The organism is Tateyamaria pelophila, from assembly GCF_019966495.1.
GTDB lineage: Bacteria > Pseudomonadota > Alphaproteobacteria > Rhodobacterales > Rhodobacteraceae > Tateyamaria > Tateyamaria pelophila.
Genome location: NZ_JAIMIA010000021.1, coordinates 49,364 through 64,382 on the forward strand (window position 1 = coordinate 49,364; position 15,019 = coordinate 64,382).

Below are 15,019 nucleotides of genomic sequence, written 5' to 3' on the forward strand. Positions count from 1 at the left end.
AGGGCGGTTTCTTTGAATTAAGGTGCCACAGAAGTACCGAAGTTAATACGCACGTTCGCACGGACGGGAATTTTCTTGCAAAATCATACAGCCCAGCAAGCGCAGGAGACGTCTGTCGTGGACGGCAACAAACGGTACAACAGTGATGCAGGTGGTGCGCAGTGTCGGTCGGACGAAGGAATTGCGCCCAAAGAGCAAGTTTAGTCAACGGCTTCAGCAGCTGTTTCAGTTTATTCCGGTTCCGTTCACTAACCGCATTGGCCGAGCCGGAGAGATGCCTCACGACCTTGATCAAGGATCATATGCAACTGGCCGTAACGCTTTTCTGACGCGTCATCCCAATGTTGTTCGCCAACGGCCAAGGCTCCGCGTACCAACAGATCTTGTAAATTCCTATTGTCTGATGGATACATCCGACGCGCAGGGTTGGATGTATCGATTTGCGCATTGTCAAGAGACGGTTACGATCAAGTTGCCCAAGCCTTCAATGGACAACTCCATGGTATCGCCCTTGGAGACGGGGCCCACGCCCGAAGGTGTTCCCGACAAGATGACATCGCCCGGCGCCAATTCGAAATATTCCGACAGGTAGGAAATCATTTCCGGCACCTTCCAGATCATCTGGTTCAGGTCGCCTTCTTGACGGATTTCGCCGTTGACCTTCAGCTCAACCCGACCTGCGTCGGGGTGCCCGATCTCGGACGCCGGAAGCAGCGGCCCGCAGGGCGCGGATTGTTCAAAAGCCTTGCCGATCTCCCACGGACGTCCCGCCTTTTTCGCAATTCCCTGAAGATCGCGGCGCGTCATGTCCAGCGAAAGACCGTACCCGAAAACATGATCCAAAGCCTTTTCGACCGGGATGTTCGTCCCGCCGGTTTTCAGCGCCACAAGCATCTCTGCCTCGTGATGCACGTCCGATGTGTGGGGCGGGTAAGGGAAGGTCCCTGAGGTGTCGAGATTGTTGGGGTTCTTCTGAAAAAAGAACGGGTCTTCACGGTCCGGATCATGACCCATTTCAATCGCATGCGCTGCATAATTCCGCCCGATGCAGTAGACGCGACGCACCGGAAATAACGTATCCTGCCCCGCCACGGGAAGAGTCACCACTGGCGGTGTTTCGATTGCGAATTGGGTCATGTTTGCTCCGGTTTCTTCATAAAATGTATCAGGGGCTTAGCCCACCATCGATTGCAAATCAATCGCAACCATTGGAATCCTTCAAAAGAAAAACATTGATTGATCGACCAATTTGCGCGTATTACTGGCCCTCTATCCGTTTTGTGACGGAAATTGGTATACCAATAAAGGGTCCAGTTCATGCTGATGAATGCTGTATCTGTCGATGCGGATGACGTTGTCGCCAAGCTGCGCTCTTTCATCGAGGACGGCGGGTACAAGCCCGGCGACCGCCTTGACTCCGAACGTGAACTGATCGTGCGACTTGACGTGACGCGGGCTCGGCTGCGCAAGGCGCTCGACACGCTCGAACATGAGGGGGCCATTTGGCGTCACGTCGGCAAAGGAACGTTTATCGCATCACCGCGCGTGATGTCCGGGCCCGGCAATCTGGCAATTCTCAGCCAGCAAGTTACACCCGTGCAGCTCATGCGCGCGCGCCTGTCGCTTGAGCCGGAGATCGCCCGCGAAGCTGCGCTGAATGCGTCGCAAGAGGCCGTTCGCCAGCTACGCGAAAGCCGTGACCGGGCCATGAGCGCCACGACCTGGGACGCGTACGAGGCGCAGGATGACAACTTCCACAGAGCACTTGCCGAGGCCACGGAAAATGTTCTTTTACTATCGCTTTTCGACCACCTGAACGCGGTGCGCCGCGCGGTTGCCTGGAATACGGTTATGCGCAGCTCGACGAGCCCCGCGCGCACACATTCTAGCTTTGCAGAACACGATGCCATCGTGGCAGCGGTTGAGGGACGAAATCCGACGGAGGCCCACGCTGCAATGCGGACGCATCTCGGGTCCGTCGCCGCCCGTTTGTTTGGAGAGACCTGACCCAGCGTCGAACAGATATTGGGAGAACAAAAAACTGCACGCAATATCATAGGAAACTTTTCTCGGGGAGGAGGATATGTTTAATTTCAATGCTTTCGCAGAAAATACGCTGATCGGATCAGACTGTCTGTTGGCGATGTCACCAGTTGTACAACCGATGAAATGCTCCTCCCAAGGTGTGTCGTGCGGGTGTCGCATTTGGAACTGACACTCGCCACTTGGGATCATGACCGCGTGATGGCGCTGCATGATGAACGTGTGACCGTGCCCGGCATCACGTTGCAAAGTCACATCCACCCCACCTCCAAACTGTTTCCTTGGGCGGTGCAGGACGCGCGCTTTGATATCACTGAAATGTCGGTCTCTAGCTATGTGCTGCAACTTTCACGGGGCGGATCGGACTACACCGCGATTCCCGCCTTTGTGAGCAGGGCGTTTCGTCACAACGGCTTTTTCGCCCGGGCCGGATCGGGCATCAAAACACCCGCCGACTTTGCCGGTCGCCGGATCGGCGTCCCCGAATACCAGATGACTGCCGCCTTGTGGATGCGCGGCATCCTCGCAGACGAATATGGCGTAAAATGCGATGACATACTCTGGCGTACGGGCGCACTGGACGAAGGCGTGCGCCGCGAACGGCTGGAACTGGCATTGCCGGACGGCATGGTGGTCGAACCGATCTCCGAAGGCGACACGCTTCAGGATATGCTGCTGCGAGGTGAAATTGACGGATTGCTTGCGCCAAAACCTCCAAAAGCGTTTCTTGAGGGCAGCCCGGATCTCGTGCGCCTGTTTCCCGACTTCGAAGCGGCGGAACAAGCCTATCATCGAAAAACGGGGTTCTTTCCGATCATGCATTTGATTGGCATCCGCAAGTCCGTCGCGGATGCCAATCCCGATTTGCCACGCAAACTGTACGACGCGTTCGTCGAAGCCCGCGATCTTGCGATGGCGCGGTTGCGGTCGGTGTGGCTGGGGAATGCAAACCGGATGACGCTTCCCTGGCTCAACGCCGCGATGGAACGTACGCGCGACAGCATGGGACCGGACTACTGGAGCTATGGCTGCACCGCCAACATGGCCGAGATGGATGCGATCTGCCGCTATTCGCTGACCCAGCACCTGTCTGCGGCCACGGTTAACCCGAAAGATCTGTTTCATCCATCGGTACTGGATACCTGAGATGATAGAGATGTGGCATGCAGGACTGGGATGGCCGACCGCAGCGACGCTGCTGGCGTTCAGCTTTGCCAGTTCGTTTATCACGATCGCCTTCGGTATAGGCGGTGGCGCTGTCATGCTTGCGGTGTTGGCGACATTGCTGCCTGCGGCGGCAATCATTCCGGTTCATGGCATGGTGCAACTTGGCTCCAATGCCGGGCGGGCCGCCATCATGACGCGGTACATGCGGCTGGATCTGCTGGCGCCCTTTGCCATCGGTGCGTTGATCGGCATTCTGATCGGCGGGTCGCTCGTTGTACAGCTCGATGCGGGTTGGATTCAGATGGGTGTCGGGCTTTTCATCCTTTGGTCCGTCCTCTCCAAACCACCTTCGTTTCTGCGCCGCTCCGGGATGATCACCGGCGTTTTTTCAAGCTTTCTGACGATGTTCTTTGGCGGGACCGGCCCGTTTGTTGCCACATACGTGCGGGCGCAGGATCTGGAGCGGCACGCCCATGTCGCGACCCACGCAATGTTCATGACGCTGCAACATCTGCTCAAGACGGTGGCCTTCGGTATCCTCGGCTTCGCATTCAGCGTCTGGGCCTGGCTGATCATCCTTCTGATTGCGGCCGGTGTTCTTGGGACGCTGGCCGGGCGGGTCATGCTGTCACGCATTGACGACCGGCGGTTTCGGATCGTGCTCAACGTCATTCTCGCACTTCTGGCAACGCGGCTGATCTATGCCGGTGCCACGGATATCTATCTTGCCAACGCCGCATCGGCGCAGACAGGAGGAGGAAACTAATCCACGGGGCAGGTGCGCGACCCCCTTGGAAAACCAAAAAAGCGCTTGCGAATTTCAATATGAAAATGGGAGGAAACCATGTCTATGAAACCGATCATCACCCGCCGTACCCTGCTCGGAACAGGGGCGGCCGCAGCTGCCATGACGCTCGCGACACCCGGACTGGTGCGGGCCAACACATTCCCGGACCGCAACATCGACGTTTATGTCCCGACCTCAGAGGGCGGTGGTGCGGATCGCAACTTCCGCGCCTTTTCCAGTGTCTGGAAGGAAAAACTCGGCGCCGATTTCGAACCCGGCTTCTATCCCGGGGCGTCGGGCCGCGTAGGCTACGAGATCTACATGGGCCGCGCCGAACCGGATTGCTACAATCTGATCTTTGGCAACATGGGTCCGGAAGTGTTGAATTGGGCCATGCAGGAACCCGGCTTTGACGTCGACGATTATTTCTATTTCGGTCAGGTCGACAAAGACCCATGCTGTCTGTTCGTCGGCGCCGAAAGCCCGTTGCAGACAATGGATGACATTGTCGCCGCCGCCAAGACACGCCGCCTGAACGTTGGCACCAGCCGCATGGCACACCCCGCCTCGATCGGTCTGCTGTCGCTTGGCGAAGAATTGGGGATCGATTTCAACCTCATCCCACTTCAGGGCGGAAAAGGCACCGTTGCAGGTGCCGTGACCGGCGAGGTCGACTTCTCGGTGCTGACATCCGGTTCCGTGATCGCGGCGGGCGAAAGCGTCAAGACGCTTCTGGTGTTTGGCAATAACGTCGTCGGCGATCGTTTGAACGATGCGCCCAGCATCAACGACGCCTACGGCATGGACCTGCCCGAAATGCTGTCGGCGCGCGCCTTTGGCATCCACAAGAAAGCGGCAGATGACTTTCCGGATCGTTTCGACATCCTGACCACCACCTTCAAGGACACCTTTGACGATCCCCGTTTGATGGAGGCCTACATCGCCTCCAAGGGCACACCGGAGTACCTCAGCTATGCGGGTGTCGAGGAATGCGCGGCCTTCAAGCAATCGATGCTGGAACTTGGTGCACGCTACAAGTCGCTTCTCAGCGGCGCCTGAAGCCAAGCGGACCGGCGGCAAATTCGCCGCCGGTCCATGATCCCATAAGATCGCAAGTAGGACAGCATACCCATGGCTTCGGACCAGAATAATCAGCCCCGCCAAATCGGAGGGGAACTTGTCATCCCCATCATCGCGGTGGTCTTTACGTTATATTTCTTCTCGACGATTTGGAATTCGCCCTGGACTGCGCAGGTCAGTGCGTTCCTTGTGGGCGGCGTGCTGCTTTTGGTGTGCGCGATCTTCTTCGTGCGTTGCGTGATGTTGCTGCGGCGGGGCGAGGGCACGCTTGGGTTCGCCAATCTTGTCACGATGGAAGATATCCGCACCGGGCGCGTCGGATTGTTGTTCACGACGATCGCCTATGTCGTGCTCATCGACCGGCTCGGCTTCACGCTGACGACCTTTCTGTTCTTGACCTCGAGCATGTTGATTTTGGCCAAAGGACGTAATCCGGCGTTCATCGCGCTGATTTCCGGGGTCATGGCGCTGACGGGCTGGGCCGTGTTCATCTGGGCGTTTGACACACGGTTCCCGCATGGCCTGTTCGAAACGGCGATGAAGGCGGTGTTGACCGATGGATAGTAGCACAGCCGCCATTCTGAACGAGGTCTTCTTTGACACCATCGGTTATTGGTATGTCATCCTGCCCACAATCTTTCTGGGCCTGATCGTCGGCGGAATCCCCGGATTTTCGGCCGCCAATACCATCATCATCCTAATGCCTTTAACGCTGGCGATGGACCTTCAAACCGGCCTGATCTTCATGATCTCGCTCTATTGCTCATCCCGGATGGGGGCGGGCATTCCCGCTATTCTGGTCAACATTCCGGGCACTGCGGGCGCGGCGGCCACGCCGCTTGACGGCTATCCCATGGCCAAGCAGGGCAAAGGACAGCAAGCACTGGCGATCTCCTTCGTCGCATCCTGCATCGGCGGGTTGCTGACGACGTTGATCGCATTGGCGACGATGCCATTGCTCGCACGGGTCGGGTTTTACATGCACTCGGTCGAGATGATCGTGGTGATGCTGTTTGGCATTTCGCTGATCGCGTCAATCGCCGCACAGGATATGGTCAAGGGACTGATCGCGGGCTTTCTGGGTCTTATGATCGGCTCCATCGGAACGGACGTCGTCTATGCCACGCCGCGCGGCACGTTCGGGTTCCTCGAACTGTATGACGGGGTGCCCCTGATCCCCGCGCTGGTCGGGCTGTTTGCGGTGTCTGAAGCGTTAATAATCATTGAAAAACGCATCATCATCAATCACGAGGCCGAGATCAAAAAAGCCAGTTGGCACGATACGTTCGAAGGTGTCTCGATCGCGCTGAAGCGCTGGTGGCATATCATGTGGACCTCTGTCATCGGGCTGGTCATCGGGGTCATCCCCGGTGCCGGAGCCTCGATCGCCAGCTTTGTCGCCTATCAGCAATCGCGCAGTTTCTCCAAAACGCCCGAGCTGTATGGCACGGGCCACCCGGAAGGACTGATTGCCCCGGAATCTGCCAACAACGGTGTCACGTCGGGGACGTTGGTGCCGCTTTTGGTTCTTGGTATTCCGGGGGGCGCCACGGCGGCCATCATGCTGGTGGTAATGCAATTTCACGGTGTCAGCTTCGGGCCGTCCCTGTTCGAAGACCAACCCAAAGTCGGCTATGGCATGTTCATGGCAATGGCCGTTTGCTACGCTGTGATGATCTTCACCATTTTACCGCTCAGCCGCTACATGAGCCATGTCACGACCATCCCGACCATCTATCTGGCTCCAATGATCATCAGTTTCACACTGGTGGGCGGCTTTGTGCCGCGCGAGTACATGTTCGACATGTATCTGGCGCTTGGGTTTGGCGTGCTGGGCTATATCGCACGCCGCACGGGATATCATGTGGCCGCAATCCTGATCGGCGTCATTCTGGGGCCGCTGCTGGAGAAGTACTTTCTTTGGTCACTCAAGAAGTCCGATGGCGACATCATGGTTCTGTTCTCCTCGACGCTGGGCAACATCCTTTGGGTGGCCTTCGCGGCGTCGATTATCCTGCCCATTGTCTTTGGCATGCGGCGCAAACGTAAATCCGAGGTGGTGATCCAATGAAACGTGAACTCGAATGGGAGCTTGAGCGCAACATCCGCCGCATCGGGCAGTTGGATATCGCCGGGGGCGGGCAAGTTGTGGTGCAGGATGGCTATGCCTATGTCGGCCATATGGACCCGCCGATGGGGACCTCGATCATCGATGTGAGAGATCCGAAAAACCCGACGGTCGTGTCTCATGTCGCCCCACCTGACGACTGGTCCCACACGCACAAAGTGCGCGTCGCCGGCGACATCATGATCACCAATGTCGAACAGGCCAAACGCCACTTCTTGCGCAAGGGAGAAAAGATCGCAGGCCTGCGTGCACAGGGCCTGGAGGATAGTGCGATTGCCGACACCCTCGGCGTCAAACCATCCGATATCTCCGTTCTGGAAGACGCGCAGGCGCGTGGCTACAGCGACGGCGGCTTTCGCGTTTGGGATATTTCCGACAAGACGGCACCCAAACTCCTGTCCTACGTGCGCACCCACGGCTTTGGTGTGCACCGTTTCGACATGGACGCGCACTATGCCTATATCTCGACCGAAATGGAGGGTTATGTCGGAAATATACTGGTGATCTATGATCTGGCAGATGCCACAAATCCCACCGAAGTCTCGCGCTGGCACATGCCCGGCCAGCATCTGGCGGGTGGTGAAACCCCCACATGGACGGGGTACGGCGTCCGTCTGCATCACGCCATGCGCTGCGGCGATGAATTGTGGGCCGCCGTTTGGAATGCCGGGTTTCGCGTTCTGGATGCCAGTGACATCACGAACCCGACCGTCGCAGGCAGCTACCGCTTCCCCGAGGCCATCCCGGAGCCGACCCACACGGTCATGCCGCTGCAACATAAGATCGATGGCAAACGGTTTGCCATCGCCATTGACGAAGAACATGCGCACCAACCCGGCCGTTTGCACGGCTTTATCTGGGTCATGGATGTGACCGACCTGAACAATATGGAGCCGATCGCGGCATGGGATCTGTCGGAACGGGCTTGCCCTTGGGTCGGTGATCCGGGTGCGCGCTTTGGCGGGCACCAGTTCCGCGAAAAACTCGACAGTACCCTGATCTATGCGACGTGGTTTGCGGGGGGCTTGCGCGTTTTGGATGTAGCGGATCCCTACCACCCGCAAGAGGTCGCGCACTATATGGCCCCTCGCTCTGACGGCGCCCCGCCACAATCAAACGATGTCGATGTCGATGACGCAGGGTTGATTTACCTGCTTGACCGAAACCGCGGATTAGAAATTTTGGAGATGAACCTATGAGCGATCCCGACCTTCTCGAACCCAGTGTCGATCCGACCAAAAAGGCGCTTGGGATACGGCGCGTCAGTGCCCGTAACGAGGCATCGACCCGCACCGTGGTCATGGTGCGCGATCATGTGGTGATTACCGATGAAAAGGAATCCAACACCGGCCCGACGCCGTTGGAAATGACGTTGTCCTCCCTCTTGGGATGTGAAGGCGTGATCATCAACCGCTGCGCCGAAGCGATGAAGTTCAACTACACCGCCGTCGATCTGGAAGGCGACGGCGAGGTTGACCAGCGCGGCAGTCGCGGTGTGCAAGGCGTGCGCCCGTATTTCAACTGGGTAAAGCTTCGGATCCGTGTCCACACCGAAGAGACTCAGGAACGCTTCGAGCGTCTGACCAAAAACGTCGAATACCGCTGTCCGGTGATGAACCTGTTCAAATCGGCTGATGTGGACGTCCAGATCACATGGGAGCGTGTCACGCCGTGAGCGTGTCTCTGACCATAAACGGCACGCGACATGACATTGCCTCCGATCTGGACACACCCTTGGTCTACGTCCTGCGCGATGAACTGAAGCTGAAGGGTACAAAGTTCGGCTGCGGTCTTGAGCAATGCGGGGCCTGCGCCGTGATGGTCGAGGGCAAGGCCGTGCTGTCCTGCGTGACCCCGGTCGAGGTGTTCGACGGAAAGGAGATCACAACGATCGAAGGCATTGCCGAAACAGAGATCGGCCAGCGCGTGCAACGGGCTTTTGTCGAAGAAACGGCGGCCCAATGTGGCTATTGCACGCCGGGTCTGGTGGTCGCGGCTGTCGCGTTGTTGGAGAACACCCCGACGCCGGACAGTGAGACGACCAAGCGCGCGCTGACCCCACATCTTTGCCGCTGTGGATCACATCCGCGCGTCCTCAAGGCAATCAAGCGGGCCACCACAACATGAGCTTCGAAGCCTACCCGCTTGTTTCGGATTGGTTAAACGCTCATGACGACCGCTTGCTGATCCACACCGGCAAGGTCGATATCGGCCAACGCATATCTACAGCCCTGATCCGGATCGTCCAAGAAGAACTGTCGCTGCCCCCGTCGAGATTGGACATTGCCCCTGTGCGGACGGGCCATGCGCCGGACGAAGGGATCACATCGGGCAGTAATTCGATCGAACAATCGGGCCGCGCCGTAGCGGCCGCTGCTGCGACTGTTCGTGCGACGATCCTGGACCTGGCCGTGAGCCGACACGGCGGCGCGGCAGCGGATTGGAAGATTGACGACGGGTTCGTACATCGCCCCGGAACCAACCTTCGGCTGGACCTGATCGACCTCATTCGCGATCTGCCGCCCGATTTGCCGATTGATCCCGGCCGACCGCGACATGTCCCGGAACAGGCACCGCTTCCAGCCATGCGCGGCATCGATGACATGGTTCAGGGCAGCTTCACTTTCGTCCACGACCTTGACCTGCCGAGCATGTGGCATGCGCGGCGCATAAGCCCACCGCATGCCAAGGCGACGCTCCGCGACATCGATCAGACCAAAATCGAGAATATCGAAGCCAAAGGATTGCAGATCATCCGTGACGGCAGCTTTGTTGCAGTGGCAGGGGCCGGGGAATGGGATGTGGTCAAAGCCGCGACCAGTCTCGGGCTGGCCTGCACCTGGGATCAGGGGGGGGGCCTGCCCGAAACCGATATTTCGGCGCAGCTCGCACCGGAAAACGCCGAACGTTTCCGCGTGGTAGACGGGACCCCGCAAAACGGTTCTGTCCCTGCGCCGCTCGATGCGCCTGACATGAGCGCGCGGTTCGAACGTCCTTACCAGATACACGGTGCGCTGGCCCCGTCCGCCGCATTGGCCGAATGGACCGGCGACACCCTGCTTCTGCGCAGCCACAGCCAGGGGATCTATCCGCTGCGCGCGGCCATTGCCGACAGTCTTGGCCTAACAACGTCTCAGGTCGAGATCACGCATGTGCCGGGTTCTGGCTGTTACGGTCATAACGGTGCAGATGACGCGGCATTTGAGGCCGCACTGATCGCGATGGCCCGTCCCAACACACCCATCTTGCTGAAATGGAGCCGCGAGGACGAACACGTCTGGGAACCTTTCGCCCCGGCGATGGCGGTTCAGGTTGATGCAAAGCTGGCGGATGGCCGGATCATCGCATTCTCTGCCGAGGCCTACAGCGACACCCATCGGGGGCGGCCCCGTCCCGGGCCAAACCGTGCGGGCCCCGCGAAATTGCTGGCCAACCGGTTCAGAGCCATTGCCATGGACGCCTACGTGTCGCCTCCCAATATGGGCACTCACGCAGGAATGCACAGGAACCTCGATCCAGCCTATGCCTTCCCCGACAAGCGGCTGGTCAAGAACCTTGTCCGCGGCCTGCCGCACCGCACCTCCGCCATGCGATGCCTTGGGGCCGTAGCGAATGTTTTCGCCATCGAAAGCTCCATGGATGAAATCGCCCGGCAGGCGGATGCTGACCCGATCGCGTTTCGGCAAGCGCATCTCGATGATCCCCGTGCCTGTGCCGTGCTGCACGAACTTGACCGCCGTATACAGGCGCGCGGGCAACTGCGCGATGGTATCGGCCGCGGGATCGCCTATGCCCAGTACAAGAACGTGATGACCCGCGTCGGCGTCGCGGTCGAAGTTGCGGTCACCGATACCGCCGAGGTCCGTTTGGACCATGCAATCATCGTCGCTGACGCAGGCCGGGTGATTGATCCGCTTGGCCTGACGGCACAACTCGAGGGCGGGTTCATGCAGGCGGCCAGTTGGGCGCTTTGCGAAGAGGTCAGATGGGATCGTGATGGCATCATGTCTCGCGATTGGGACAGTTATCCGGTGATCCGCTTCGACAATGTTCCGGTGATTGATGTCGTTTTGCTCAACACGTCTGACCAGCCATCCGTCGGTGCCGGAGAAGCATCCCCCGGCCCGACCGTCGCGGCCATTGCCAACGCAATCTACGACTGTATTGGCCTCAGATTGCGGCGCATGCCGTTTACCGCAGACGCCTTGACGCAGGCAGCCCTTGAGATTTGACGAGACGTACCGAACCATTCTTGGGGTAGAGGGAACGGATTCTGGAACAGGGCGGCACGCGGCCGCCCTGCTGATCAGGCGGCTGCGCGTTTTGCAGCCTGATCAGCGACAATCATATCTGCCGCCTTTTCGCCGATCATGATGGACGCCGCATTGGTGTTACCGCTGATGATATCCGGCATCACACTCGCATCGGCGACCCGTAGGTTGGCAACGCCTTGAACCCGCAGTTTTGCGTCCACAACATCGCCCATCCGGCAGGTCGACACCAAATGATATACGGTCGTCGAGTAATGCAGCGCCATGTTTTCCAGCAACGCATCGCTTGGCGGCTCACCCGGAACATAGCCATGCTTGCGCCCCAGTTCCGGCGGAATGTTCAGCGGCCCGGGTTTCACCTCGCCCTGCCAGTTGTCGATGATGTCCAGGCATTTGCGCATCACGGCCACCATGACTTTCAAATCATGGGGATCGCTGAAATAGTTCATCCGGATGATCGGCGCGTCCGCAGGGTCCGAACTGGCCAGTACGATTTCTCCGGTGCTGTGCGGCAAAACCGGATTGGCGAGCAGGATGATGTTCTCCGCCGTCACGGCCAGGGACGCATCGGCATCCTCGAAATAGGTCGAGAGGTCGATCCGGAGCCGATCGCCAAGCAGCCCAGCATCATAACCGCAAGGGACGAATCCGATTTGGGCATCATGGCTGTGCGCGTCCCCGAGCCCGGTCGAAAAGAATGCGACCGCATCATAGAGCGAGGACGAAACGAGGCTTTCTCCCGTCTCCATCCATTGGCCCACGCGCCGTTCCGCTTCGGCCTTCAACCCGGCAAGCTCTGGTGGCAGGTTGGCATCATCCGCCGGATCGGCGGGCAAGGGGCCGGCAGGCGCGCGCAGGGCGTCCGGCCCAGCCGATATTCCAACCTCGACCACCGGCACGCCGATACCGGGCGCGGGAAAGAACATCGCGCAATGCAGATGGTCCTTGAGGTTTTTGCCAACGCCGGGCAATTCGACCTGACAGGGGATATCCACCGCCTCAAGCTCGCGACGCGGGCCGATCCCAGACAGCATCAGAATTTGCGGCGAGCCGACGGCCCCTGCGCTCAGGATGACCTCGCGCGACGCGCTGATGCTGTGTAAATTGCCGTCCGCATCCCGATATTCGATCCCGGTGGCGGTGGGCACATCATCGCCCGACAAAAGGATTCGGGTCACATGGGCGTTGGTTATGATCTCAAGATTGCTCCGACTCTCCGTCTCGCCCTGCACAAAGGCGCGGTAGGTGCTGGACCGCATGCCGTTGCGCGTCGTTGTCTGAAACAGCGAACTGACACCCGCAGGCCCACCCCGGTCGCGCCCATTGTAGTCGCCTCGTGGGATGCCGGTGGCTTCGGCCGCTTCGACAAAAGAGCGTGACCCCGGAATGACCGGTGAGCGCACTGAAACGCCGAGCGGTCCGCCTGTTCCATGCGCGGCGCCGTCGACCGAAATCTCGTTGCTCGGCGTCAGGTCTTCGCTTTTGATAAAATAGGGCAGCACGTCCTCATAGCTCCACCCGGTCGCGCCACTGTCTGCCCAGGCGTCGAAATCGCCAGGGTGGCCGCGCACATAAGCCATGTAGTTCAGCCCCGAGGATCCCCCCAGCATCTTGCCGCGCGGGACAGGCATGATGTTGTCGATCAATCCCAGCCCCGCATTGCCGGGATCGGCTGTATACATCCAATCCACCGTCGGATCGAGTTGCAGGCTTGCCACTGCCGCGGGCATCATCTCGTGATCTGGCGGATGACCTCCGGCCTCCACCAGCGCAACCCGCATATCCGGGTTTTCACTGAGGCGCGCGGCAATGACGGCGCCCGCCGAACCGCCGCCGACAACGATGAAATCGAAGGTATCCGACATGATTTGTTTTCCTCCCAGAAAGTAATGCTCCGCGATCTCCCGAAGCCGTCCCGCGAGGATGGTAGCAGCACTGGTCGAAAGCAATCAAATTGCGCGGTGGTCAGTTGAATAGCATGTCTTGTTCCGCTCAGGAGGCTGCACAAGCTCAACACCGATCCATGAGATCCCGGCGCATCATCGGCGTGTGGCGCCGGCTTTCATCAGGGTTTGCCCCCGTTGTGATCAGCATCTCGAGGTCGAGTTCGGACCCTGTGACCTGACGCAGGTGCAGGATACACCGTGGGCACAAAGTCCCGAACTCTCGTCGCACTCCACACTTTCGGCTGCTGTTGGGGACAAAAGCGTATCACCCGGTTGCTCGGACGCATCGAACGCCACAACGATCCGGCATGTCGCTGCGGCTGCGATGGGCCCATTCGGGCAAGTATAATGCCCGTCCAGCGCTTCATGACCAAATTCTTTAATCTCCGGCCTCATAAAGACCAACCGGCGGAACATGCTGCACGTCTCGGTCTTTGCAGGCGCTGCCGCCATGACAGACACAAGCGCCAAACACCTCAGGGCAGTCAATGAAACCTCCGCGAAGCGTTATCAAGCCGCAGCCGGTCAGGCGACCGACGGCACCGCAAGCCAACCCACTTGTCGGGCCGCACACGCGCCCGATCCGCTCTTTACGGAGCCATCGCTGTCGCGGGCCTCGTCATACCTGACCCAAGGTCTGACCGTGCGCTCTTTGAAACTGCAGGGGCAGTTTCTCACAATCACCCAAAGGCATCGCTGACCATGACGCAGGGTTGGGCAGGACTTCGATCAAGGCGCAATCGATCCGCACGCAGATCTGCGTGCGGGGTTTCTTGATCATATCAAAGCTTCGGGCTGTTGTTTTGAGCTTCGGCACGGGATTGACGACCATCGTCGATCCAAAGAAACACCAATTCATAAAGTACGGCCAAAAGGATGGGCCCAATGAAGAGCCCCGGCAAACCAAATGCGATTGTGCCGCCCAACACGCCGATGACGACCACAACGATCGGCGTACCTAGCCCTCGGCTCATCAGTATCGGCTTCATGATATTTTCCGTTGCATAGATCGGCACCATCGCAAGCGTAAACAGCAGCGCTGTGGTCCAATCGTTGGTAACCCAAATCCAGATCACCGTCGGAGCCATCACTATACCAGCGCCAATTTGCGAAATCGCCAGCAAAAGTGCCAACACCGCCAACAGCCCGGCATGCGGCACACCCGCCAACAAAAGCGCGCCTCCAAACGCAATGGCCTCCAACAGAGCAATCCCGACGATCCCCTGGGCGACGTTCTGGATGATCCTGCCCGCGAGCGAAAAAAATCGGGTGCCGTGATCGCCCACCAAACGCAAAGTCAGATGATGGCTGTGTCGTCCAAGTCTGTCCGCATTGTTGTGCAGGAACCCTGACACCACGACTGCAACGGCAAAGACCGAAACGCTTTCTACGATGCCTTCGAAAGCTGTGAGAAACAACTCGCCCGGACGCACGAAGAAATGCATATACTGCTTGAAGAAAGCGGGCAGATCGGAACTGACATTCGTCCAGTTCTTTTCAAGGAATTCTCCAATCATCGGTAAGGGTTTGTTACGAAACAAACGCTTCAGTATCTATACGCGGATTGCTTCTTTAGCTTTTTGATACGGTGCTTCTG

At 58.7% G+C, this 15,019-nt stretch carries 14 protein-coding genes; 11 read left to right on the forward strand and 3 right to left on the reverse strand.

The genetic code is table 11. The features are described 5' to 3' along the window. Positions 1-450 precede the first annotated feature (450 nt). Positions 451-1,137, reverse strand: a complete 687-nt coding sequence (locus LC354_RS09165) for a fumarylacetoacetate hydrolase family protein (protein WP_223423137.1) — start codon at positions 1,135-1,137, stop codon at positions 451-453. 180 nt (positions 1,138-1,317) lie between these two features. Between LC354_RS09165 and LC354_RS09170 the strand changes: the two genes are divergently transcribed. From LC354_RS09170 to LC354_RS09215, 10 genes are all read left to right on the forward strand, one after another. Further along, positions 1,318-2,007, forward strand: a complete 690-nt coding sequence (locus LC354_RS09170; protein WP_223423139.1) for a FadR/GntR family transcriptional regulator — start codon at positions 1,318-1,320, stop codon at positions 2,005-2,007. 189 nt (positions 2,008-2,196) lie between these two features. Next, on the forward strand, positions 2,197-3,189 hold the full coding sequence (locus LC354_RS09175; protein WP_223423161.1) for a substrate-binding domain-containing protein: 993 nt from the start codon (positions 2,197-2,199) through the stop codon (positions 3,187-3,189). 1 nt (position 3,190) lies between these two features. Then, a complete protein-coding gene (locus tag LC354_RS09180) occupies positions 3,191-3,976 on the forward strand; it encodes a sulfite exporter TauE/SafE family protein (RefSeq protein ID WP_223423141.1) in 786 nt (261 codons plus the stop codon). Positions 3,977-4,054: 78 nt separating this feature from the next. Continuing rightward, the gene (locus LC354_RS09185; RefSeq protein WP_223423143.1) at positions 4,055-5,056 is read left to right on the forward strand and encodes a tripartite tricarboxylate transporter substrate-binding protein; all 1,002 of its coding nucleotides are present in this window, start codon (positions 4,055-4,057) and stop codon (positions 5,054-5,056) included. A gap of 72 nt (positions 5,057-5,128) precedes the next feature. Next, positions 5,129-5,641, forward strand: coding sequence for a tripartite tricarboxylate transporter TctB family protein (locus tag LC354_RS09190; RefSeq protein WP_223423144.1), 513 nt, complete (start codon positions 5,129-5,131; stop codon positions 5,639-5,641). Next, the gene (locus tag LC354_RS09195) at positions 5,634-7,148 is read left to right on the forward strand and encodes a tripartite tricarboxylate transporter permease (protein ID WP_223423146.1); all 1,515 of its coding nucleotides are present in this window, start codon (positions 5,634-5,636) and stop codon (positions 7,146-7,148) included. Before LC354_RS09190 ends, LC354_RS09195 begins: the two co-directional genes overlap by 8 nt. Next, on the forward strand, positions 7,145-8,404 hold the full coding sequence (locus LC354_RS09200; RefSeq protein ID WP_223423147.1) for an LVIVD repeat-containing protein: 1,260 nt from the start codon (positions 7,145-7,147) through the stop codon (positions 8,402-8,404). The genes LC354_RS09195 and LC354_RS09200 overlap by 4 nt, the downstream gene beginning before the upstream one ends. Beyond that, the gene (locus LC354_RS09205; protein WP_223423149.1) at positions 8,401-8,880 is read left to right on the forward strand and encodes an OsmC family protein; all 480 of its coding nucleotides are present in this window, start codon (positions 8,401-8,403) and stop codon (positions 8,878-8,880) included. Before LC354_RS09200 ends, LC354_RS09205 begins: the two co-directional genes overlap by 4 nt. Next, positions 8,877-9,332, forward strand: a complete 456-nt coding sequence (locus tag LC354_RS09210) for a (2Fe-2S)-binding protein (RefSeq protein WP_223423151.1) — start codon at positions 8,877-8,879, stop codon at positions 9,330-9,332. The genes LC354_RS09205 and LC354_RS09210 overlap by 4 nt, the downstream gene beginning before the upstream one ends. Next, positions 9,329-11,437 carry a molybdopterin cofactor-binding domain-containing protein gene (locus LC354_RS09215; protein WP_223423152.1) on the forward strand — a complete coding sequence of 703 codons (2,109 nt, stop codon included), beginning with the start codon at positions 9,329-9,331 and terminating at the stop codon, positions 11,435-11,437. The genes LC354_RS09210 and LC354_RS09215 overlap by 4 nt, the downstream gene beginning before the upstream one ends. 74 nt (positions 11,438-11,511) lie before the next feature. On the opposite strand, the gene LC354_RS09220 is transcribed toward LC354_RS09215, so the two are convergent. Continuing rightward, positions 11,512-13,341: a GMC family oxidoreductase gene (locus LC354_RS09220; protein WP_223423154.1), complete on the reverse strand. Its 1,830-nt coding sequence runs from the start codon at positions 13,339-13,341 to the stop codon at positions 11,512-11,514. 532 nt (positions 13,342-13,873) lie between these two features. Between LC354_RS09220 and LC354_RS09225 the strand changes: the two genes are divergently transcribed. Beyond that, a complete protein-coding gene (locus LC354_RS09225) occupies positions 13,874-14,122 on the forward strand; it encodes a hypothetical protein (protein WP_223423156.1) in 249 nt (82 codons plus the stop codon). 82 nt (positions 14,123-14,204) lie between these two features. Here the strand turns inward: LC354_RS09225 and LC354_RS09230 are convergent, their stop codons facing one another. Then, a complete protein-coding gene (locus LC354_RS09230) occupies positions 14,205-14,939 on the reverse strand; it encodes an AI-2E family transporter (protein ID WP_223423157.1) in 735 nt (244 codons plus the stop codon). Positions 14,940-15,019: the final 80 nt, after the last annotated feature.

Excerpts from the sequence above, each read along its gene's own strand:
- LC354_RS09205 (WP_223423149.1), top strand. The coding sequence starts at position 8,401 with ATGAGCGATCCCGACCTTCTCGAACCCAGTGTCGATCCGACCAAAAAG.
- LC354_RS09230 (WP_223423157.1), bottom strand. The coding sequence starts at position 14,939 with ATGATTGGAGAATTCCTTGAAAAGAACTGGACGAATGTCAGTTCCGAT.
- LC354_RS09225 (WP_223423156.1), top strand. The coding sequence starts at position 13,874 with ATGACAGACACAAGCGCCAAACACCTCAGGGCAGTCAATGAAACCTCC.
- LC354_RS09215 (WP_223423152.1), top strand. The coding sequence starts at position 9,329 with ATGAGCTTCGAAGCCTACCCGCTTGTTTCGGATTGGTTAAACGCTCAT.
- LC354_RS09195 (WP_223423146.1), top strand. The coding sequence starts at position 5,634 with ATGGATAGTAGCACAGCCGCCATTCTGAACGAGGTCTTCTTTGACACC.
- LC354_RS09220 (WP_223423154.1), bottom strand. The coding sequence starts at position 13,341 with ATGTCGGATACCTTCGATTTCATCGTTGTCGGCGGCGGTTCGGCGGGC.
- LC354_RS09170 (WP_223423139.1), top strand. The coding sequence starts at position 1,318 with ATGCTGATGAATGCTGTATCTGTCGATGCGGATGACGTTGTCGCCAAG.
- LC354_RS09200 (WP_223423147.1), top strand. The coding sequence starts at position 7,145 with ATGAAACGTGAACTCGAATGGGAGCTTGAGCGCAACATCCGCCGCATC.
- LC354_RS09180 (WP_223423141.1), top strand. The coding sequence starts at position 3,191 with ATGATAGAGATGTGGCATGCAGGACTGGGATGGCCGACCGCAGCGACG.
- LC354_RS09185 (WP_223423143.1), top strand. The coding sequence starts at position 4,055 with ATGTCTATGAAACCGATCATCACCCGCCGTACCCTGCTCGGAACAGGG.
- LC354_RS09190 (WP_223423144.1), top strand. The coding sequence starts at position 5,129 with ATGGCTTCGGACCAGAATAATCAGCCCCGCCAAATCGGAGGGGAACTT.
- LC354_RS09165 (WP_223423137.1), bottom strand. The coding sequence starts at position 1,137 with ATGACCCAATTCGCAATCGAAACACCGCCAGTGGTGACTCTTCCCGTG.